Annotated in this window: 18 protein-coding genes; 9 read left to right on the forward strand and 9 right to left on the reverse strand. The window is 58.9% G+C overall.

Going from position 1 to position 20,247, the window contains the following annotated elements:
* Position 1: 1 nt before the first annotated feature.
* From ACOYW0_RS20715 to rapA, 3 genes are all read right to left on the reverse strand, one after another.
* The gene (locus ACOYW0_RS20715; RefSeq protein ID WP_482415669.1) at positions 2 to 859 is read right to left on the reverse strand and encodes a DNA ligase; all 858 of its coding nucleotides are present in this window, start codon (positions 857 to 859) and stop codon (positions 2 to 4) included.
* Between the two features lie 3 nt (positions 860 to 862).
* On the reverse strand, positions 863 to 1,330 hold the full coding sequence (locus ACOYW0_RS20720) for a hypothetical protein (protein ID WP_482415670.1): 468 nt from the start codon (positions 1,328 to 1,330) through the stop codon (positions 863 to 865).
* Between the two features lie 175 nt (positions 1,331 to 1,505).
* Complete coding sequence (gene rapA, locus ACOYW0_RS20725; RefSeq protein ID WP_482415671.1) at positions 1,506 to 4,280, reverse strand: RNA polymerase-associated protein RapA; 2,775 nt, start codon at positions 4,278 to 4,280, stop codon at positions 1,506 to 1,508.
* Positions 4,281 to 4,591: 311 nt separating this feature from the next.
* Here rapA and ACOYW0_RS20730 point away from each other — a divergent pair, with 311 nt between their 5' ends.
* The 8 genes from ACOYW0_RS20730 (at position 4,592) to ACOYW0_RS20765 (ending at position 11,954) form a co-directional block, all read left to right on the forward strand.
* Positions 4,592 to 5,281 carry a hypothetical protein gene (locus tag ACOYW0_RS20730; RefSeq protein ID WP_482415672.1) on the forward strand — a complete coding sequence of 230 codons (690 nt, stop codon included), beginning with the start codon at positions 4,592 to 4,594 and terminating at the stop codon, positions 5,279 to 5,281.
* 127 nt (positions 5,282 to 5,408) lie between these two features.
* A complete protein-coding gene (locus tag ACOYW0_RS20735; protein ID WP_482415673.1) occupies positions 5,409 to 6,257 on the forward strand; it encodes a hypothetical protein in 849 nt (282 codons plus the stop codon).
* A gap of 67 nt (positions 6,258 to 6,324) precedes the next feature.
* The gene (locus ACOYW0_RS20740) at positions 6,325 to 7,002 is read left to right on the forward strand and encodes a DUF2293 domain-containing protein (protein ID WP_482415674.1); all 678 of its coding nucleotides are present in this window, start codon (positions 6,325 to 6,327) and stop codon (positions 7,000 to 7,002) included.
* Positions 7,003 to 7,078: 76 nt separating this feature from the next.
* Positions 7,079 to 7,912, forward strand: coding sequence for a zinc transporter ZupT (gene zupT, locus ACOYW0_RS20745; RefSeq protein WP_482415675.1), 834 nt, complete (start codon positions 7,079 to 7,081; stop codon positions 7,910 to 7,912).
* 199 nt (positions 7,913 to 8,111) lie between these two features.
* A complete protein-coding gene (locus ACOYW0_RS20750) occupies positions 8,112 to 8,249 on the forward strand; it encodes a hypothetical protein (RefSeq protein WP_175469871.1) in 138 nt (45 codons plus the stop codon).
* 494 nt (positions 8,250 to 8,743) lie between these two features.
* Positions 8,744 to 10,054, forward strand: coding sequence for a histidinol dehydrogenase (hisD, locus tag ACOYW0_RS20755; protein WP_482415676.1), 1,311 nt, complete (start codon positions 8,744 to 8,746; stop codon positions 10,052 to 10,054).
* A gap of 737 nt (positions 10,055 to 10,791) precedes the next feature.
* The gene (locus tag ACOYW0_RS20760) at positions 10,792 to 11,511 is read left to right on the forward strand and encodes a hypothetical protein (protein ID WP_482415677.1); all 720 of its coding nucleotides are present in this window, start codon (positions 10,792 to 10,794) and stop codon (positions 11,509 to 11,511) included.
* 212 nt (positions 11,512 to 11,723) lie between these two features.
* A complete protein-coding gene (locus ACOYW0_RS20765; protein ID WP_482415678.1) occupies positions 11,724 to 11,954 on the forward strand; it encodes a VF530 family protein in 231 nt (76 codons plus the stop codon).
* Positions 11,955 to 11,993: 39 nt separating this feature from the next.
* Here the strand turns inward: ACOYW0_RS20765 and ACOYW0_RS20770 are convergent, their stop codons facing one another.
* The 5 genes from ACOYW0_RS20770 to ACOYW0_RS20790 form a co-directional block, all read right to left on the reverse strand.
* Positions 11,994 to 12,722, reverse strand: a complete 729-nt coding sequence (locus ACOYW0_RS20770; RefSeq protein WP_482415679.1) for a DUF1638 domain-containing protein — start codon at positions 12,720 to 12,722, stop codon at positions 11,994 to 11,996.
* A gap of 90 nt (positions 12,723 to 12,812) precedes the next feature.
* Positions 12,813 to 13,709, reverse strand: coding sequence for a GTP-binding protein (locus ACOYW0_RS20775; protein WP_482415680.1), 897 nt, complete (start codon positions 13,707 to 13,709; stop codon positions 12,813 to 12,815).
* 410 nt (positions 13,710 to 14,119) lie between these two features.
* On the reverse strand, positions 14,120 to 14,773 hold the full coding sequence (locus ACOYW0_RS20780; RefSeq protein ID WP_180143309.1) for a cobalamin B12-binding domain-containing protein: 654 nt from the start codon (positions 14,771 to 14,773) through the stop codon (positions 14,120 to 14,122).
* A gap of 137 nt (positions 14,774 to 14,910) precedes the next feature.
* A complete protein-coding gene (locus tag ACOYW0_RS20785) occupies positions 14,911 to 16,287 on the reverse strand; it encodes a monomethylamine:corrinoid methyltransferase (protein WP_482415681.1) in 1,377 nt (458 codons plus the stop codon).
* A gap of 596 nt (positions 16,288 to 16,883) precedes the next feature.
* On the reverse strand, positions 16,884 to 18,281 hold the full coding sequence (locus ACOYW0_RS20790; protein ID WP_482415682.1) for a trimethylamine methyltransferase family protein: 1,398 nt from the start codon (positions 18,279 to 18,281) through the stop codon (positions 16,884 to 16,886).
* Here ACOYW0_RS20790 and ACOYW0_RS20795 point away from each other — a divergent pair.
* On the forward strand, positions 18,264 to 18,620 hold the full coding sequence (locus tag ACOYW0_RS20795) for a hypothetical protein (protein WP_482415683.1): 357 nt from the start codon (positions 18,264 to 18,266) through the stop codon (positions 18,618 to 18,620). The genes ACOYW0_RS20790 and ACOYW0_RS20795 overlap by 18 nt on opposite strands.
* Before the next feature lie 397 nt (positions 18,621 to 19,017).
* Here ACOYW0_RS20795 and ACOYW0_RS20800 read toward each other — a convergent pair whose 3' ends face one another.
* Entirely contained in the window at positions 19,018 to 20,013 is a 996-nt protein-coding gene (locus tag ACOYW0_RS20800; protein ID WP_482415684.1) for a TRAP transporter substrate-binding protein, read from the reverse strand.
* Positions 20,014 to 20,247 lie beyond the last annotated feature (234 nt).

Below are 20,247 nucleotides of genomic sequence, written 5' to 3' on the forward strand. Positions count from 1 at the left end.
ATCAGTCTGTCCGGACCCTCATGAAGGATGCAAACCGTGGTTTGCCGGTGTGGGTGAAGCCATGGTACCTGAAAGTGACCACCGCCCCCCGGGGGGGAGGATTCTGTCGCGCCTCATCGGAAAATCCGGTGCCGAGGTTGAACTCCACCCCGTTATCCAGCCTGATTTTAAGGCTTCCCATCATTCCCTTGTATTTTCCTTTGCCCTCATTGATGCCCATGACGGTCCCCTCCATGTCCGAGGCGTGTTTGACCTTGAGAACGTGGGGCGACCTGCCGGTGTGGTAGGCAAGGTGCGGGTTTTTCACGATGAGACCTTCGCCTCCCTTGCCCTTGATATCCGCCATGACGTGCTCGAGGTGCTCGGTGCCTTTGCAGGGAATTTGCGGGATGATGCGTGCCGGGGTTTCGGGGTGGGCGTTGAACCAGCGCCTGGCGCGGTCCAGACGGTGGGGAAAGGGACCCGGGGTATTGGGAACCTCGAAGATGTTGTAGGTGATTCGCCGCCACCCCTCCGATGGGGTGTGATCCATGACGGTACGCTGGATAAAGGAAAAATCCCCGCGCGCACTCCAGAGTTCGCCGTCGAGTTCAAAGGGGGGAAAATCCCGGGTGAACCAGGCAGGGGCATGGATACGCTTTCCCTTGCGGGTGATAAGGGCGGTGCCGGTCCAGTAGCCGCGAATTCCGTCGAGTTTTTCGCTCATGAACCATCCGGTGACCTGTTCATCGCCGGAGTAGGTGGCGGCTTTCTGCAGGGCCGGGGGGGCGGCCGGGGAGGGAAGGGGGGCCAGGAAGAGACTCCCCAGGAGGATCAGGCTCAAGGTGGTCAGGCTCAGGCACCGATGGGGGCGGGGCATGGGTCAGCTCCCGGTATCCATGGGCCCGGATGGGGACATGGCCGGGGGCCTGGCAAAGTCGATCTCTTCAAGCCGGGTCTTGGGGTCGAGTTTTTTGTAGTAGAACTCGCCGTGGCCGGGGGTGCACATTTTCAGGTAACCGTCGTCGGTTTTGCGGGCCACAAGAGAAAATCGGTCCCGATTCTGGTGCTTGAGGGTGACGGTGTCGTCTGTTACCGACACATCCAGCAGGAGCCGGTTCCAGCCCTTTCTGGGCGAGTATTTTCGCAGATCGCCGTCGGGGCTGAAGAGCAGGAGATGTTTTTCCCGGGGGCATTTGAGGGCCATGGGCGCCTCGCCCGGGGCGCTCTCCGACGCCACAGCCACGTGGAGCCACCGGCCGTGGAGCCAGGTGGACTCAGCGGGAAGGGTGTTTAAGTTGGCGTTTTCCGTACCGAAGGTGAGAAGCAGGGCAAAAAGAAACTGGGGCATACATATCTCCAATCTGTGATTGGTAAGGTTGTATGGCGACGATGAATACTTTACTAATACGCGAAATCGCGACAATGATCAAGGATAGAACTGCGGATCAGTGTTTATTGCGTGTGCGAAAGGTGTTTACGCCCCGGCCCCGAAAGGCCCGTAACAGACTTTCGGAAGGGGGCTGTCAGGGCATAAGCAGCACAAGGCGCAGGGCGTCCAGACGGACTCTGCACCCTTTCAGGGCCGTTGCCATGGCTTGCTTTTCGGTGGCAAGGGCCGAGATGTCGGCTTCCGTGACGTCGGGGTTGGTGGCCTTCAGGGCAATGAGACGAGAGATTTCGCGGTCCATGAAGGATGCCATGGTTGCGGTGGCCGTACGGGCAAGGGTGCGGCCCTCGGCATCCATTGCCGCGGTTCCCTTTTCCATGAGCATGGGGAGGAGTTCCCGTGCCAGCTCAGGGTGGTCGGAGAGCCAGGAAGGGGGAAGGTCCTCAAGGGGTTCTGCAAGGGTGTCGGCGATGCGGCGGGCGGGGACGACTTCTCCCTGGTGGTTCAGGGCAATGCGAAAGGGGGCTGTGGGGAGAAACCGATCCACACCCAGTCGGGCGGGAGCCACGCATTCGGGAACACCGATGAGCTCCAGAAGGAGCCCGTGCTCACCGGCCCCCGGGAGACAGGCCAGGGCCGCGTTGCCGGTGTCGGATCCGAGGAAGGACTCCAGGGCGCCCACCACCATGGGGTGGTCAGCGGTGAGGAATTCGATCTCTTCGCGTTTCAGGGCGGTGGCGCGGTCAAAGGTGGCCACCAGCGGGTTGCGCCGGAAGGGAGGGAGGGGAAGGGAGGGCTCGTCGTTCTCCTTGAGCCCCAGAAGGAGAGCCTTTTCCCCTGCGCTGTCCACCTCGATGCCGTGGTGCCTGAAGAGGCGGAGGATAAAGTGGGGAAGGGCCGTGTCGCTGTCGCTTTTTTTGACCTTGTCCAGCAGCCCTTTGATGCGTTCCGGGCGGTTGGCCGTAAGTTCCAGGAGGCGATCCCTTCCCTTTTCCAGGGTTGCCGCAAGGTCTTGGGTGAAATCGCGGGTGTCGGCAAGGAGTGCGGTCAGGGCTGCCTCGGGGAAGGGGCCGGTTCCCGTGGCCTCTGCCATGAGGCCTTCGAGGCGTGCCCTGAAGGCTTCTCCAATGGTGTGAAGGCCGGGAACGCAGCGTGAAAAGAGTCCCACGGCGTCGTACCATCGCGCGGCAATCTCGGTGGCGCTCCGGGCGAGGAAGGGGACATGGATGGTGATGTCGTGCTCCTGGCCGATGCGGTCGAGGCGCCCGATGCGCTGTTCCACCTTTTCCGGGTTGATTGGCAGGTCAAAGAGAACCAGGTGTTTAGCGAACTGGAAATTGCGCCCTTCGCTGCCGATCTCCGAGCAGATGAGAAGCCGTGCACCGTCTTTTTCCGAAAACCAGGCGGCGTTTCGGTCCCGCCGGATGAGGGGCATCTCTTCGTGAAAGAGGGCGATTTTGACGGAGAGGTGGTGCCCAAGGGCCGATTCGATGGCCAGGGCCTTGTCCCGGGAGGTGCAGATGACGAGGAACTTTTCATCCCGTTGGGCCTTGAGCTGCTGTGCCAGCCAGTGGATCCTGGGGTCTTCGGCCAGGTCGGGCATGGGCACATCCGGTTGCGTGTCGTGGCGCAGCTCTTCTCGGTGAAGGGCAAGGGACGGTTCCGGGGCGCTTAAGCTGCAGAGGTTGGGAATACGGCCTGCAAACCCCTGGATGGTTTTTCGGGTGTTCCGGAAAATGACCCGGCCGGGGCCGTGGCGGTCCAGAAGGTCGTCCACCATGGCCGGGCCATCGGTTTCAGGGGCCGTTGTCAGGGTGGCGAGGGTTTTCTGCTCCGATGCGGTGAGCGTTTCGTTGTCCAGAAGTTTTCCGGCGAGGGTGGCGATGCGTCGGTGGCCCTCGGCTTCCTTCTGGTAGGCGTCGAAGTCGGGATAGCGGGCCGGGTCCAGAAGGCGAAGCTGGGCAAAGTGAGCCTTTCGCCCCATCTGCTCCGGTGTGGCCGTGAGAAGGAGCAGCCCCCGGCAGGTGCGGGCCAGTGCTTCCACGCCTCGGAAGCTGCGTCCCTGGGGGGCCATATGATGGGCTTCGTCCACCACCACCATGTCAAAGCCAGCGTTCAGGGCGTGGCCCATGGTTTGCTTCGTTTCCAGAACGGCCATGGGAGCCAGGATCAGCTGGTCATCTGTAAAGGGGTTGGATGCCGGGTCGCGTTGGGCTGTGTCCGTTAGATGCTCTTCGTTTGCGATGCGGAAGTGGAGGTTGAAGCGCCGCAGGAGCTCCACGAACCATTGGTGGATCAGGGCGTCCGGGACGAGAATCAGGACCCTGGAGACTTGCTCGGTGAGAAGGAGGCGGTGAAGGATAAGGCAGGCCTCAATGGTTTTTCCCAGGCCCACCTCGTCTGCCAGGAGCACCCGGGGAAGGCGGCGCTGGGCCACTTCCCGGGCGATGTGGAACTGGTGGCCGATGAGCTCCACGCGTCCCCCTAAGAACCCACGCACCGGAGAGGCCTTGGCCGCCAGATGATGGGAGATGGCTTCGGCGCGGAGGTCGAAGAGCTCCGACCCATCTGAAAAACCGCCTGTCAGACGGTCCAGGGGTGCCGAGGCGCCCAGGGTATCGGAAAGCTCCGATTCCGGAAGCTGCTGCCCGTTTCCACAGTAGACAAGGATTCCTTCGACTTCCTCCACCGTGTCCACGGAAAAGGTGGTTTTGCTGCGGCTCGTGACGGCGTCCCCGGGCTGAAAGGTGACGCGGCGAAGGGGGGCGGCGGCCGCCGCGTATTGCCTGGTGCAGTCGCTCTCTTCAAATCGGACGGTGACCCGCCGCAATTCCACGGCGCAGACCGTGCCCAGCCCAAGTTCCGGTTCGGTTTCACTGACCCAGCGCTGACCCACAACAAATGGATTCATCAATGCTCTTTCCTTCGCCTTGTGATAACGTCTAATGTGTTTGAGTCCCGGCCATGGCACCATGGCAAAACGCCCGATGCAATATACCAAATAGCGTCAAATATCCAGATTATTCTGCGGGATTTGTCTGCGATGGTCGGGCGAGGTTCGCAGGGGGGAACGTTTTTTTGCCTCGGCGTACCGGGAAGTCGCTGTTGAAATTTGTCTTGAGATTATGCATCATGAAACATGATGGATTTGCGGCCTTTCCAGGCCCGGAGATACTTACCATAAGGGCGACGACGGTCCGCCAAGAAAAGCGAGGTGAGAACATGAACAAGGAAAACACCGGCAGGCTCCCCCGGACGGGCTCCTGTGCCGCAGGGCTTGGCCGTGTCCTGGCCGTTGCGGTGGTGCTGGCATGGCTGGTCGTCCCGCCTTCGTTTGCCGGGGCGGCATCGTATGGCGAGTCCGCTGGCGATGCGCCTTCAGAGACCAGTGTTCCCGAAGGGTCAAAGGAAAACCTTCCCCCCTCCAACGTGGATATCACCAAGCCCAGCAGCTCCACCGACGTCCTCATGGATGCGTACAACCGACGAATTCAGGGGGTGATGGAACAGGCCGACCCCTTTGCCTACGTGGCGCCTGAAGAGGCTTTTTCCGCGTCCAGTGCGTTGAAAAATAACCCGGAGTACAAAAAAGCCCTGGAGCTTTACATGCAGCTGGTAGACGATGGGGCTGCCGAGGGTGGGGACCCAGGCTCCCAGGGGCTTTCCTCTGATTTGGAGAACGACCCCGCCCAGTCCTACGAGGACTTTTACGAGGCGCTGCTGGCCAGGGCCAAGGCCCGGGAAACCATGGGGCAGGTCCCGGATGTCCGGGAGCTGATCGAAGAGGCCATGGCCTCCATTTCCGAAGACGGCACCGGGGTGGATGCGGCGGTGACCGAACTCTACAAGGAGATGATGGAGCAGGTGTCGGGTCAGTCCGGCTCAGCGTCCCCCGAAAAGGAGACTCCCTGATTTTCCGCTTTTCTGTGATGAACCAGCGTCACCTTGCCTCCGGCGGTCCTGCCGGGGGCATCACTGAATAGTTCCCGTTGTTTTTTTGTTTATCCTTGGATCATGTAACGGACCTGGCAGGCGTTTTATGGATGTGTCACCGTGGTTGCTGGTGGGGGTCTCAGCGGTTCTGTGTGTGCCCCCGGCCCTTGAGCTGAGGCAGATGACAAGGGGAGGAGCCCTGGCCTCAAGCGGCCTTTATCTCCTCCTCTTTTTTATGAGCTGCATGCTCATCGATCGTTTTCTTGTGCCCATTCCCGTGGCTGCCCTGGGTCCTCCTCCGCCCCTTGCAGACCGGTTTGCCGTCCGGCTGGCAAAAGACCCGGTGTGCAAGGCGTTAAAAGAACATGACCCGCAGCGGTACCGTGAGCTGGTGGCGGCCATGGTCTCCTCAGACCTTGACTCCATGGCCCAGGCCTATGCCTCCTTCAAGATCAACGGGATCCTTTCCCGGTCTCTTCGCGTTCACCTTCCCAAAGCATCGGATACGGCCCTTGTCCATTATATGCAGGCGATGTTAAGGGAACTGCAGGAGGCGGTGTGGGAGCAGCCGGATGCCTGCCTGACCATGGGGATTGCTCCGGGGGCAGAGGCGGATCGGCCCTACTTTATGACGGGGGAGACGCGGGCCCTCTACACCGGTGTGTTCATCGAGGTGCTGGAGTCCGCATCCCATGGGGGGCATCCCGCCCCCAGCCGCGCGGCATTCAACAGGGCTGTGGCGCCCGTGATGGAAGAGCTTCGCGGCACTTACGGCCAGGACCTCCGCCTTCTGGCGGACCCCGGTCGCTACGTCATGGACGAAGGGGGCAGGGCCACCTATTGCCGCCTGGTCACCTCGTACTATGAGGCGGTGGCCTTTCAGCCGTCGGAAGACGCCGGTACGATTTTGCGGTGGCTCTACGCGCCCCCTGCCGTCTTGGAGAACGCCCCGTGACCTGAAAGGCTGGTCAGTCAATGTACAGAGGCACGTTAACAGCAGAGAAACAAACGTAAGGACGGGTATGCCGGAAGAGAGTCGGGTCGTCAGACCGGGAAAGGCCGCAAGGCAGGTAATCAGTGATAACGGAGAAACCCTTGACGCGCCAAAGGGCTGGGAGCTGCTGGCTCCCGGTGATGCGGCGCTGACACGGCGGGTGAAAAAGGCCGGCCCCCACTGGCAGGTTCAGGAGAAACGCGGGCGAAAGCTCTTTTCCCGTGGGGTGTGGGCCCCTGCCGACACCATCCGTTCCCTTCGGGAAGTCCTGGAAAAGGAACGGGAGACCCCCGCCTATAAAAAAAAGCGCGCCTCGGACAAGGCACGCCGGGAAAAAGAGCAGGTCTCCTACGTGGAGGATTTTAAAGGGGCCGTGCTGGCGTTCCTTCGGTTTCATCCCCGTCACCAGGCGCTTGCCGAGGAGCTGGCCACGGCCGTGACCGCCCATGCATCCCCCGTGGGGAGCGGCACCGTGGCGCGTACCCGCCGCATTCCCATCGAGGAGAGGGCCAGTGCCGCCGTCATCGCCTGGCTGCGCCATCAGACAACCGCCTACGACAACCTGCGAATTGCCCGCGTCAAGGGAGAACGGCGGCGGGTGCGGCGCCGCCTGGCCAAAGAGTCCGAGTCCCTGCTCGAAGCATACCGGCGCGGAGAGGGTTTTGAGTCGTCTCCCCTGGAACGGGCCCTTGCGAAAAACCGTTGACACAAAGGGGAACACTCCTTCAAAATAAAAGCTCCGGTGTGCCCCTTCCAACCCCAGCCGACGTACTGGAGCCCCCATGTCCACAGCGATCCCTACGAGCACTGTCCTTTTTGCCTTCGGGCTCACGGCCTTTGCCGGGCTTTCCACCGGCATCGGCAGCGCCCTGGCGTTCTTCTCCAAAAAGACCAACACCAAATTCCTGGCGGTGTCCCTGGGCTTTTCCGCCGGTGTGATGATCTATGTCTCCATGATCGAGATTTTCGTCAAGGCAAGGGACTCCCTGACCCTGGCCGTGGGCCCCACCCTGGGGTACTGGTACACCACCCTGGCTTTTTTCGGGGGGATCGCTGTCATCGGGATCATCGATAAATTGGTGCCCTCCTTTGAAAACCCCCATGAATACCACAAAATAGAGGAGATGGGGCCAAATGGCGCCGACGCGGTGGAAGCCAAAAACGGGGCGCTCCTTCGCATGGGCATGTTTTCGGCCCTTGCCATCGGGATCCACAATTTTCCGGAAGGGCTGGCCACCTTCACCGGCGCCCTGCAGGATCCCACCCTCGGTATCTCCATTGCCGTGGCCATCGCCATCCACAACATTCCGGAGGGGATCGCCGTTTCCGTCCCGATCTATTTTGCCACGGGCAGCCGGAAAAAGGCCTTCGGGTATTCTTTTCTCTCCGGGGTGTCGGAGCCGGTGGGGGCCCTGGCGGGGTATCTTGTCTTCATGCGCTATTTCAACGACATGGTCTTCGGCCTGCTCTTTGCCTCGGTTGCCGGGATCATGGTGTTTATTTCCCTGGACGGGCTGCTGCCCACCGCAGAAAAATACGGGGAGCATCACCATGCCATTTATGGGGTGATTGCGGGAATGGCCGTGATGGCTGTCAGCCTTCTTCTTTTTGCCTGAGGGCGCACTCCGACTCGACGGTTTTCAACGCTGCTCATTATTGAGGGCGATGAAACCGTTTTTTTGTGTTAAATTTTAGGTAAGCCTAAAAAAATTATTTGACACAAAAACAATCGATCTTATCTTGAGAGGTAACAAAGGATTTACCCTGTTGAAAACCCAATAAAAAAACAATCCCAATCCGGGAGGAGAACATATCATGAAATTTACCGAAACCGAACACAACTACATTGAAACCGATGAAGAGCGCGAGGAAGGACACATTGACGTCAGGACCCCGAACCTGGAGTGTGAAGGCCCCCTCGGGTGTGACCTCGGCATCGACGTGGCCGGATAGGCCCATTCACGCCACATGCTCCGGGTAAGATCCCGGGGCAAAGACAATTTGGTTTTGAAAGGCGCTGCTCAGTCAGCGCCTTTCCTGTTTTGTGGCACTGCGTGGAGCGTCTACCCGCAGAACTCGGCTTTTTTGAGATGGGCATCAGGTGGAGGCCACGCATATAATAAAGGAGCAATGGGCAAGGGGAGCAAAGGGGTCCCTTTGGAAAGCAAAGGGGAGCGCAGCAGGGGATGCGGCGCATGTCAGCCGGAGTGGCCAGTGACGGATGTATCAGGCAGGCTTGTTTTAATCTTCAATTAATTCGATGAACTATCAGGGTGGTGCCGAATGCCTCAGATTGTGTGAACATATTTTATAAAATAAATTCGAAAAAAGATTATGAAAAATATTGACACAAATACTGACCGCAGCTATACATGATTCATCCTCACGTTGTGAGGGGTCAAACGCAGTTTTTTTGGATTGATTTTATATACATGTGGAGTGTGTCAATGGAATTTATCAAGAAAGCAGAGCTTAGCTTTGAAGAAGTAAGTGACCAGAAACGTGTGATCGTCGAGGGCATCCTCAAGGACATCGAAGCCCGCGGTGAAGAGGCGGTTCGCGAACTGGCCAAGAAATTCGACAACTGGGAAGGTGATTTCATCCTTTCCGAAGAGAAGAAGCAGGCTCTCATCGCGCAGGTTCCCCAGCGTGTTAAGGACGACCTCAAGTTTGCCTACGATCAGGTGTTTGGCTTTGCCCAGGCCCAGCGTGAGAGCATCGTTGAGTTCGAAAAAGAGACCCTCGAAGGCGTTCGCCTCGGCCAGAAGGTCATTCCCATGGAAGTGGCCGGTTGCTACGTTCCCGGCGGTCGTTTCGCCCACGCCTGCTCCGCCATCATGAGTGTGGCCACTGCCAAGGCTGCCGGCGTCAAAACCGTTGTTGCCTGCTCCCCCCCCCGTGGTGAGAGCATCGCTCCTGCCGTTGTTTACGCCATGGAACTTGCCGGCGCCGATATCATCATCGAGATGGGTGGTGTTCAGGCCATTGCCACCATGGCCTTCGGTCTCTTCAGCGGCAAGCCCGCAAACATCCTCGTAGGCCCCGGCAACGCCTTTGTTGCTGAAGCCAAAGCCATTCTGGCCGGTACCGGCCGCTGCGCCATCGACGTTTTCGCCGGTCCCACCGAGTCCTCAGTGATCGCCGACAAGACTGCCGATCCCATGACCGTAGCCATCGACCTGGTTTCCCAGGCAGAGCATGGCCTCGACTCTCCCGTATGGCTCCACACCGACTGCCGCGAGCTGGCCGAGAAGGTCAACGAGCTGATGCCCAAAGTCATCGCCGACATGCCCGATCCCGATACCCCCGCCACCTCCTGGAGGGATTTCGGTGAGATCGTTCTCTGCGAAGACCGTGAAGAGGTTGCCAAAGTCAGCGATCAGTATGCTTCCGAGCACGTACAGGTCATGGCTGAAGACCTCGACTGGTGGACCCAGCGTCTCACCAACTACGGTTCACTCTTCCTCGGCGAAGGTTCCACCGTACCCCAGGGCGACAAGTGCTCCGGCACCAACCACATCCTTCCCACCAAGAAGGCCGGTTACATGTCCGGTGGCCTGAACGTACACAAGTTCCTGAAGATCATGACCTACCAGGAGATCAAGCCCGAGGCCAACAAGGTCGTCAGCGGTGCTGCTTCCCGTCTCTCCCGCGTGGAGGGCATGGAAGGCCACGCCCGCGCCTGCGACTGGCGTCTGCGCAAGTTCTTCCCCAACGAAGAGTGGGACTTCGAAGTATACGACCAGACCAAGTACTAAGGGATTGGGGCATCATCGGAATATCTGATCGGTGGTGCCCATCTCAATCTCCATCCTTCCGGGGCCCATTACCTTCCCGGGGCCCGGGAGTGCAAGCAAGACATAATCCCGACGCACACAGGAAGGGCTATGTTACAGGGATGAGACGGCACTTCCTGTGATGCGATTTTTATGTCGGGTTTACATATATTTTTTCCACCCCGCCGGGCGATGGACGCCACATTGCCTTCCGGGTTTACATATGAGTAATCCTTGATTACCGAGGCAGCCTGCGTGCAACTGGACCGTTGGCACGCGACAAGCTGGACATGTGGTGCAGGAGATATCCTGCCGGGCTGCCGACTTCTCTCCTTACATTCTGAAGAAGGCCGGAGGTACCCTAACGCCTCCGGCCTTTTTCGGTCTGGTTTCATACCGCCTGTTTCATGCCCCCACATGCAGCGGGCGGATGTCCTCCCGGGATGCCTTGAAGGCGAGGCTTTTCCGATGCAGACACGATGAAAAAAAAGGGCCGCACCCCCGAACAGGGTGCGGCCCTTTTTTGTTGTGCGCATTAAGGCAGGGGGGATACATGGGCAGGGGTAACGCATTTAGATTTTTGCCTCCGGTGGCCCTGCCGGAGGCAACTGAATGATTAAATGCGTTGACCCTGGATATATGGGGCCATTTTCTTGATTTTACAGGGGGAATGTGGTCTTCTTTGGGGACGTTGTGTGAACGCGTATCAGGGGGGCGGTATGAAACCTGTGGTGTTGGCCCTTTGGGCGTTTGTTGTCTTTTCTTCGGCATCTGCCGGTGCAGAGGAGGTCTGGAAGATCACCTCGTTGAACTGGGAGCCGTATTCCGGGGCCTCTCTGGCACACCAGGGGGGCGCCATCCAGAAGCTCAGGGAGCTCCTCAAAAAAGAGGGGATTCAGCTGCTGGTGGAGTTCTACCCCTGGTCCAGGGCACAGGCTCGGGCGCGGTCCGGGGAGTATGTGGGCTATTTTCCGGCATGGCCCGAGGAGGTCGGGTCTGATTTTGTGGCATCTCCGCCTGTGAGCTGGTCCGAGGTGGCGGTGATGAAGAACACATCGGGTTCTTTTTCCTACGACGGCCTGGATGCCCTGTTCAAGACCCATGTGGTGGGGGTGGTGAAAACCTACGCCTACCCCCGGCCCGTCAGCGATGCCATGGCCGCCTATCCCCACCATGTGGACGGTGCGCCCAATGATATGTCCCTGTTGAAGAAGTTGGCCAGGGGGCGCCATATGGTCGCCGTGACCGATCCCAATGTGATGATGTTCCTGGCTGAAAGAGAAGGGATCGAAAACATCGAACCTTTGGCCGTGGTTGTGAAAAGAGAGCTGGTTGTGGCTTTCAGAAACGACACGGAGAACAGGGCGCGTCTTGCCCTGCTGACGCGGTTGCTGGAGGAATCCTCGGCCAAAGATGCCAAAGATAAAAATAAAGAGTAACGATTCAGCTCAACATCGCCTCGGAGGCATACGCTGAATCGTAGCGATGAAGATAGCGTTGCGGATTGATCCCTGATGGGTGTACAAGGGGACAGGCCGGGCAGGTATGCCCCGGTTCAATCCGTTTACCCACCGAAAGCCTGTGGTACCGGCAGGGCCAGTTCCTTACCGACTGCACGTTTTTTTATGATGAAGGAAGGCAGTGCCCTTATATGAGTGAGACGCAAGTGAACAATCCCCTGCACGGGGTGACCCTGGAACAGATCGTGACCGCCCTGGTTGCATATCATGGCTGGGAGGCCCTGGGAAGTCGCATCCATATCCGGTGCTTCAACATCGACCCGTCGGTAAAATCCAGTCTGAAATTTCTTCGAAAGACCCCCTGGGCACGGAAGAAAGTGGAACAGCTCTACCTTGCCCTTCCCAAGAAAACGCGAGCATAAAAGCAATACCCGGGCCTGCTGGGCTCCGGGACCGGATTCCTACCCCTGGTCGGGCCTTTTCGGCGTGATCACCTCGTCGGGGTCCATGCTCTGGCACACGCTATGTCCGGGGGGGATGCGGACAAACCGGGCATCGTCCCAGGTGCCGGAGAGCAGCTCCGCCAGGTAGCCGGGGGCGCCTTTCATGGTTTCCAGGGGCAGGTTGGAGCGTCTGGCAGCCTCGGCGGCCTGCTCCCGGTACGCTTCTCCCAGGCCGGGCCACTCGATGAGGCAGGCCCGGGTGTAATTGGCAAGGACCCCGTCTTCCATTTGCATGAGAAGCTCGGCCCGGTCTTCACCGTATTTTTCCACGTAGTGGGCAAGGCGGACCGTCCGGTTGTCCAGATAGGGGATCACCGACCAGGTGAGCCATCCAGGGGAGAACCAGTAGGTGCCGCACTCCCGGCTGTGGGCTTCCCGGTGGGCGGAAACCGACCCCACAAGAAGGGGAATGCAGTCGTGTACCCTGGGAATGACCAGCTCGCAGCGGCCTGCAGTGACGCCATCAATCCCCTTGCCGCACAATCCGTACCCCAAAACAATGCGGGTGAGCTCCGGGTGCTCCTCTTCCACCCTATCGATGGTGGCCCGAAGCTCCTGCTTTAAGAGCTTCGGCGTGTCGTGGAGTCCCTGTTTTAGAAAATGAAGGTCAGGGGCCTTTTCCATGTCCCTGCACAGCATCTCCAGCTCATAACGCATCACCTCACAGGCTATCACAGCCATATTCATCGTTTGTTCTCCCTGCAAAAAACAGTGCCCCTTTCTATGCGACACGGTTCAGTCCGCCCCGGGCAGGCCTCTTGGTGAAAAAAGCTGCCCTTACGCAGCAAGGAACCCTGCGTCGGCAAGGTGCTGCCTGACTGCCTCGCCCTTGTCCTGCATGGTGATGACCACCACAGGGGTGAAGTTCTCTGCCTCCTCCCTTTTTTCGATCTCCGCGCCGGTGTCGGAGATGTAGTAGTGGCGACCGTTTTCCGTAAGGCATCCCTTGACCCGCAGGAGGTCCTCTTCGCGATTCAGGGCTTCAAGAAAGGCGTCCACCGATCCGTTGATGCTCTTCACGGTGAAGGCGTCGGGGCGGTTGTCCGAGGTGTTGAGGCTGGGCATCATGGCAAAGGGGTTTTCCATCTCTTTTTTCAGGAGGTCCACGTTGAATCGGCACTTGCGGGTCGGGAAGATCACGGCCCGGCTGTTTATTTTGCGGATGTAGGCTGTTGAGGCCTCCATCTCTCCTGAGGTGGCGAGGTCGGTTTTGTTGAGGAGGATGTAGTGGGCGTTTGCCACCTGGCGCTCGATGGTGGCCAGGTTCTGGGCCAGTTTGAGGCTTTTGATGGCGTCAAAGACGCAGAGGGTGCACATGAGCTCACAGGCGTCCCCCAGCCCGGCATTTCGGATCATGGGGCCGATGCCTGAAGGGTCGGCCATGCCCGAGGCTTCCACCAGGATGAGGTCGGGGCTGCATTCGGTGAGGGCCTTGAGGCCGAGGACGAAGTTGTCCTTCAGGCAGGCGCAGAAAATGGACCCGCCGTTGACCTCGTAGAGCATGTCATCGGGCAGGCCCCGCCCGGAAAGGAGGGCTGCGTCCACGGGGACCTCACCGAAGTCGTTGACCAGCACGGCCACCTTCTTTTCCGGAAATTCATGGAGGAGATACTGCATGAGGGTGGTTTTTCCGCTTCCTAAAAAGCCGGTGAGAACAATGATGGGGGTTTTCATGGCAAGACTCCTTTTTATGCATGTCAGGTGACCGGTATACCTGTTTTTGGCGTGTTTGAAAACAGGGAAACCCGCTCCCCGAAATCCTGGATTTATCCGGTCGGGGAGCGGGTTTTCTTTTCTTGCAGGCATGGGGCAGGGCAAACCCCTTGAATCATACCGTAGCCCGGATATTTCACGAGTCGGGTGCGCTCATGTGCAAGGCATCAGAGCAGCAGATGTAGTTTTTTACCTCAAGGCTCTGATAACGCAGCAGATGAGTGCACCCGTCTCGCCCGAAGGGTGAGAAAATCAAACAGCAAATCCTGATTTACATTTTGCATTTTCAGAATAGCTGATTTTTCCGTTGTAACATCCTGAAGTCATGTAGCTTTCATCTTGGGTGTTTGTTTTCTCATGAAATATCCGGGTTAGGCCGCGATGCCCATAAGCTGCTTGGCCATCTCAACGCACTTGGAGGCGTCTGCGGCGTAGCCGTCGCAGCCGGACTCTTCAGCAAACTGGGGGTTCAGGGGGGCACCGCCCACGAGGACCTTGTAGTTGTCACGCACGCCCTTGGATTTGAGGAGCTCAACGAACTCGGGGATAAAGGCCATGCAGGTGGTCATGAGGGTGGAGAGGCCCACGATGTCGGCGTTGTTCTCTTCTGCTGCGGCAAAGATCTCTTCCTTGGACTTGTCGCAGCCCAGGTCGATGACCTCAAAGCCGGCGGAGCGCAGCATCAGGGCCACAATGTTCTTGCCGATGTCGTGGAGGTCGTCCTTGACGGTGGCCATGACCACCTTGCCCAGCTTCTCATCGGCGTTGCCGGAGGCGAGCATGGCGGGCTCGATGATGGCAACGGCGGAGTCTGCAGCGCGGCCTGCCAGCATGAGCTCGGGCAGGAAGCAGTCGCCGTTGGTGAACTTCTCGCCCATGATGTCGAGGCCGGCGCGGATGCCGTTGGTGATGAGGTCCACGGGCTCTACGCCCTCGGCAATGGCCTGGGTGGCGGTGTCGGCAGCGGCGGCTGCGTTGAGGGAGGTGATGGCATCGCGAAGGTTGTCAAAATGGGTCTGGGACATGGTGTACTCCTTTGTTTCTTACCTGATCGGGTGTTTTTTTATTTATGGCCCGGAATGGGGTTGGGCATTCCGGTATGCCGTCTGTGGTCTGAAGGGGCCAGGCCGCCGGGCCGGCCCCTGAGGGTTGTGTGTCGGTCTTACTTGATGGGCACGCCCAGCTCCACGAGGTCGGCTTTCACCTCCTCGTACATCTTCTGGTAGAACGCCTTGGGAGTATTGGTGTCCAGGTCGAAGAGCTCGGGGTAGGTCATGCCCAGGTCGGGAGTGTCCAGGGTGTGCTCGTATTTTTCAAGGAGCTTGGCCACGATGGGGCTTGCCTGGGCCCTGGTGAGCTGGCTGGCCGCATCGGCCATCTCGGTGTGGAATCTGGCCTCAAGGGGGGTCATCCCGTCCATTTTGACGCCCGCAGCGGGGAAGGGGGTGCCGGTGGTGACCCCGGAGGTGACCCCGGTGAGGATGTAGGCGGCTGACTGGTAGAAGTACTCCTTGGTGCCTGCCCCTGCGGCTGAGTAGCCGGAGTTGTAGGTGGGCAGGTAGATGTTGCGGGAGATGGCCTGTGACCCGAGGCCCAGTCCCCAGAGGAGCGGGCGTGAGGTGGAGATGGCGCCTTTGAGGGTTACGGGGAAGTTGAGGAAGTACTGGGCGCCCAGCATGCAGGACATCATGGCGTAGGCGGTGACACCCACAGCGATGCCTTCGGGGCCGCCGCAGTAGCCGCCCAGAAGGGTGCTGGCCTCACCGGCGATGTTGCCGCCGATCTCCTGAAGGAAGCAGATCTTGTTCAGGGTATCCATCTTCAGCTTGTACTCGGGGTAGAAGGCGCAGAGCCAGCCGTCGGAGGTCCGGGTGCCGCAGTTGGGGTGACTGGCCGCCAGGGTGCTGACCGGGCCGCCGGAGGCGGGAACCACGTTGAATACGGGGAAGCCGGGACGACCGGCGTTCTCGGTGGCCTTGCGGGCCAGTTTCATGTTGTGGATGCAGGCCATGACCTCGGAGGGGTGAAAGGGCACGTTGGGGTCGCCCTGGCCGTCGGGGTCGTTCATCAGCGTGGGGATGGCCATGGAGTCTGCTCGGTCAATGCGGGCATACCCTTCCACAAGCTTGAGGAAGAGGTCGTCGTTGCTGGTGTAGATGCCGGAGCCGATGTGGCACCAGGGTCGGGAATTTTCGTCGGGCTTGCGGCATCGCCACTCCCTGCGGCTCTCCTTCTCACCGCCGATGCAGCGGGGGCGGGCCGACTCGCTGATGGCATAAAGGACTTCCTCTTTGGTGAATTTCACCACACGGCCCGTGTCCTGGCAGTACATGCCGGAATTGACAAAGAACTCAAGGGCAGCCTCGAAGACGCGGTCGGCCAGGTCGTCATCGGACGAGACGGGGTCCTCGGGGTTGTACTTGATGTTGTATTTCTGGGCCATCTGCATCATGGCAGGGAAAACGACATTGATATCGTAATCGTTTTCATTCATTTCTTCGCCGTTGAGGCATCGTCGGTAGATGTCGATGATTTTCATGGGCCTGTCTCCTCCCAGAGAGAGTGTTGAGTCTATCCAGCCGGTGTCCGTACGGCCTGATTTTTACGGCAGTGGACCGCTTCCACTGTCGCATGGTCGCTGCTGGGTGTGTCCTGCCGAGATGTCTCCCTCTGAAGTTGAGGGGGAACGGGGCTGCCCGCCGTTGTGTCGCGGAGTGTCCGGCGCCGCGAAGGCGAAGGGGCTGGCCGGAGGGGCCATGCCGGGTCCCTTCTCACGTGGCTGGGCGCTTGGTTGCCGTCTCTCGGGGACGGTTTGTTTTTTTATGAAGGATTTTATAAAATAATCCCTGTTTTCTTGTCAAGCAATTCGTTGCTTAAAATAGATATTTTTTTGTTTTACGATTTGGGCAACAGAATATGCAATTCACCTTATATCAATGGTTTATATGAATAAGTCATAGCAATGCAGAAATTGCTTAACCATTGGTCTTTGTGTGCTCTTTGTGAGTGATATTGGGGGCCCTTACGGGCCCCCAATATCGTCAGCCGTCGGGGTGTCCTGCCCTCCGGTGTCGGGGTGGCCAACACCGGGAGCTCGATAGTGGGCATGGGTGCTGCCCGTTGCCGACGGGCTCCCTATGCTTCGCTGAGCTTGCCTTCCACAAAGGCGTTGACCGCCTTTTCCCGGTCTGCGTCCAGGAGGCTTTCCGGGGCCTCGGCAAGGAGTTTTTCCCAGCGTTCACGGGCCATGGTACTGAAATCTTTGGCACCTGCGTCGGCCCAGTTCTGGTAGGCCTCCTGGGTGGAGACCGTGGGGCGCCAGGTGTTTCGAAAGTTTGTCACGGTGGTGGGCTCCATGAAGTAGGTTCCCCTCGGGCCCGCGTGGACGATCTCGGAGACCGTGGTGTCCTTGTCCCACTCCTTAAGGCCCTCCAGGAGGCGAAGAACCCTGGAAAAGGCTTCCTCTCCGAGCATGATTTTTTCAAAGGAGGTGGAGTTCAGGGAGTCCAGGGATCCGAAGCAGCCGTGGATCCAGTGGGCACCGGCCATGACGGCGTGAATGAGGGTCTGCATGGTCTCCATGCCGGCCTGTGCGTCCACCACCTTGGCGTCGGTGATGCCTGCCATGATGCGCACGGGGATCTTGTAACGCTCGACGGCCATCTGGATGCTGAGGCCGTTGATCATGTTGGCTTCCGGGGAACCGTTGGCGTAAAGTCCGGACTTCATATCCGGTCGGCAGGAGGCAGGGCCCATGATGTAGGGCGTTCCCGGGTTCACGAGTTGAAGCAGGACGTTTCCGGCCAGCATCTCTGCGTTTTGCATGACCGCAGCGCCCATGATGCTCATGGGGGCGGAGATACCGCTCATGGCGCAGGTCAGGGTGCAGATGGCCTGCTTTTTCTTGGCGTGCTCGATCATGGTCTGCAGGGGAAAGGCCGCGTAGGTGAGGGGGCTCACCGGGTTGATGCTGGCAAACATGCAGGTGTGGTTGTCCAGGTAACCCTTTTCGCCCTTGGCGATCTCAAAGAGCTCAAAGTACTCCTGGACCTCTTCGGTGGTACCCACAAAGCTGCGAAGGGGCTTGTCCGTGTGGCGGACCATTTCCCGGAAGACGTGCAGGTGGGGCTTTTTCACCGGAATGTCCGCCGGTTCCACGGGCCACCCGCCTCCGATGTCACAGATGTCGCTGGACTGGATGAGGGTGAAGAATTTGGTCAGGTCGTCCATGGTGCAGTCGCGGTAGCCGGTCTTGATGTCGTGGATGCGCACCGCGCCGAAGCTGGGGTCTGTGTGGGGGCGGGTCTGGCCTTCGCCCACCAGGAAGGATTTCTCTTCGTTGCGGCCGTGGAACATAAAAGAGCTGGGGGCCTGTTCAATGGTCTTTTCAAGGATGGCCCGGGGGATCTTGATGCGCCATCCGTCCACCTCGCATCCCCCGTCTTTCATGATCTGGCGGGCGGTTTCATCTTCAAAGTCCACGCCGCAGGTCTCAAGGACCTCCACGGTGGCTTCGTGGATCTGGTCGAGCATTTCATCATCCGCAAGTCTGAATCTGTTGGCTTTCAGCATTTAAAAACAACCTCCTCCTCAAATGGTGCGCGGGGTGTGTCGGCTTTCTGGGGCGTTGTTGCCGTCTCCGCGCTGATGAACGTCTTTTTTATAAAAGTTCGCAGTCGGATCCAGTCTGCGGGAACCACCGGCATCGTTGGCGGTCTGTTCCTTACTCCTGCTGGCTCCGGTTCATCCGAAAGGGTCTTCCCGGTGGTGCGTATGGGGGAAGTTGAAAAGTTTCGAAGTTTTACTACAAACTCGAATCTGTCTCCCATGGTCGCCGTGGCTCGCTGGATGGGATGCGTCGGCCCAGTGTGACTCTGATCGGGACCCGAAGCTTGCTTTTTCCAGTGTTTACGTGCCTTCGGCCGGTTGCTGCCGCCGGGATGACCGAGGCCCTCTTTATTCCTTTGTGGCGGTCTCGGTGTTCCCTTGGTGTTTGACTATTTTATATGAGCAACAACCATGCCAGAAATGGGTGTTTGAACATCTTTGTGGCAATGGAAAGGGAGTAAAGGGTCAGAGGGCACAAGGGCTGATGAAAAGGCGCTGGGGTGCTGAGGGATGCGGCGCAATGGCATCTGGGGATTTTTGCAAGGGAGGGGGCGAAAAGAGGAGGGGGGAGATGGGCTCTCCCCCCTTTGGTCAGGACGGGGTGTGCGGCAGGTGCCGTGCTTCACTGGCAACGCCCCTGCGGCACATCACCTTGGGTGGGTTACTTTTTACCGAGGGCCTTGAGGACCATGTCCAGGTTCTCTTTGCCGCCGATGAAGTCGTAGTACTCGGGCCATACGTTGTCCATGGCCAGTTTTTTCCACTGGGCTTCGTCTTCGAGGGTGCTGACTTCAACACCGCCTTTGATCATGCCCTCTTTGGCGTTGGCTGCTTCCAGGATCTGGTAGGCGATCCAGTACTGCTGAGTCTCCTGGGCTGCACGGGCGATAAGCTCTTTGGTTTTGGCGTCCCACTTCTTCCAGGTGCGCTCTCCCACGAGCATGGGCTGCAGGGAGTACTGGTAGTGCACCTCGGTCAGGTAGCTCTGAACTTCGTGGAACTTGGAGGTGTAGTTAACGATGTAGGGGTTGTCCTGGCCGTCAACAACGCCCTGCTGCAGGGCGGTGAAGGTCTCGGACCAGGCCATGGGAACGGGGTTGGCTCCCCAGGACTTGTAGGTGGCCATGAGGATTTTGTTCTGGGGGATTCGAATCTTCATCCCCTTGATGTCAGCAAGTTTCTTCACGGGCTGCTTGGAGTTGGTGATGAAACGGAAGTTGGAGTATCCCCAGTGCAGGATACGGAATCCGCCTTTTTTGGTACACAGCTCGTTCCAGTGGGTGGCAAGGCCGCCGGTGGTTGCCTTGATGGCATCGTAGTGGTTCTCGATGAGGTACGGCATGGTCAGGGTGCCGAGCTCTTTGACAAAGGGTACGGCGTTGCCGATACCCACGTAGCAGAGATCAAGGGTCCCGCGACGGACGTTCTGAAGCATTTCGGTTTCCGTGCCGAGCTGGCCCCCCGGAAAAAGCTGCACCTCAATTTCGCCATTGGACTCGGATTCCACCGCCTGCTTGAAGAACCGGGCACCGTAGCCCTGGTCCGAATCCGGGGCATCTCCCATGCCGACTCGGATTACCTGTTTGGCGGATGCACCCTGTGCGGTCATGACCATGGCGAATACTGCGATGGCAGCGATACATAATTTCCTGAACATCACTTCCTCCTAACGTAGTTGTTGACTCATTGCCTTACCGGGGAACCGGGTGATTCCAGGCACCCAATCACGCATCTTGCCTGGGTGCGTGCCGGGGAGTCCGGACTTCCGGAAAAAGGCCTCCGGTCCTTGGAATGCCAAGGACGTCTTCCCGTGCGGGCCAGCCCCGCACACAGGAAGGGTGGAAAAAGGTTCGAAAAGCTGAACGGCCGGATTCGAAGATCGTTTCGTGGT

It is taken from the genome of Desulfoluna sp. HI9BLuna, assembly GCF_056829775.1.

Coding starts and splice junctions, on each gene's coding strand:
- ACOYW0_RS20715 (WP_482415669.1), bottom strand. CDS start 859: ATGCCCCGCCCCCATCGGTGCCTGAGCCTGACCACCTTGAGCCTGATC.
- ACOYW0_RS20720 (WP_482415670.1), bottom strand. CDS start 1,330: ATGCCCCAGTTTCTTTTTGCCCTGCTTCTCACCTTCGGTACGGAAAAC.
- rapA (WP_482415671.1), bottom strand. CDS start 4,280: ATGAATCCATTTGTTGTGGGTCAGCGCTGGGTCAGTGAAACCGAACCG.
- ACOYW0_RS20730 (WP_482415672.1), top strand. CDS start 4,592: ATGAACAAGGAAAACACCGGCAGGCTCCCCCGGACGGGCTCCTGTGCC.
- ACOYW0_RS20735 (WP_482415673.1), top strand. CDS start 5,409: ATGGATGTGTCACCGTGGTTGCTGGTGGGGGTCTCAGCGGTTCTGTGT.
- ACOYW0_RS20740 (WP_482415674.1), top strand. CDS start 6,325: ATGCCGGAAGAGAGTCGGGTCGTCAGACCGGGAAAGGCCGCAAGGCAG.
- zupT (WP_482415675.1), top strand. CDS start 7,079: ATGTCCACAGCGATCCCTACGAGCACTGTCCTTTTTGCCTTCGGGCTC.
- ACOYW0_RS20750 (WP_175469871.1), top strand. CDS start 8,112: ATGAAATTTACCGAAACCGAACACAACTACATTGAAACCGATGAAGAG.
- hisD (WP_482415676.1), top strand. CDS start 8,744: ATGGAATTTATCAAGAAAGCAGAGCTTAGCTTTGAAGAAGTAAGTGAC.
- ACOYW0_RS20760 (WP_482415677.1), top strand. CDS start 10,792: ATGAAACCTGTGGTGTTGGCCCTTTGGGCGTTTGTTGTCTTTTCTTCG.
- ACOYW0_RS20765 (WP_482415678.1), top strand. CDS start 11,724: ATGAGTGAGACGCAAGTGAACAATCCCCTGCACGGGGTGACCCTGGAA.
- ACOYW0_RS20770 (WP_482415679.1), bottom strand. CDS start 12,722: ATGAATATGGCTGTGATAGCCTGTGAGGTGATGCGTTATGAGCTGGAG.
- ACOYW0_RS20775 (WP_482415680.1), bottom strand. CDS start 13,709: ATGAAAACCCCCATCATTGTTCTCACCGGCTTTTTAGGAAGCGGAAAA.
- ACOYW0_RS20780 (WP_180143309.1), bottom strand. CDS start 14,773: ATGTCCCAGACCCATTTTGACAACCTTCGCGATGCCATCACCTCCCTC.
- ACOYW0_RS20785 (WP_482415681.1), bottom strand. CDS start 16,287: ATGAAAATCATCGACATCTACCGACGATGCCTCAACGGCGAAGAAATG.
- ACOYW0_RS20790 (WP_482415682.1), bottom strand. CDS start 18,281: ATGCTCGACCAGATCCACGAAGCCACCGTGGAGGTCCTTGAGACCTGC.
- ACOYW0_RS20800 (WP_482415684.1), bottom strand. CDS start 20,013: ATGTTCAGGAAATTATGTATCGCTGCCATCGCAGTATTCGCCATGGTC.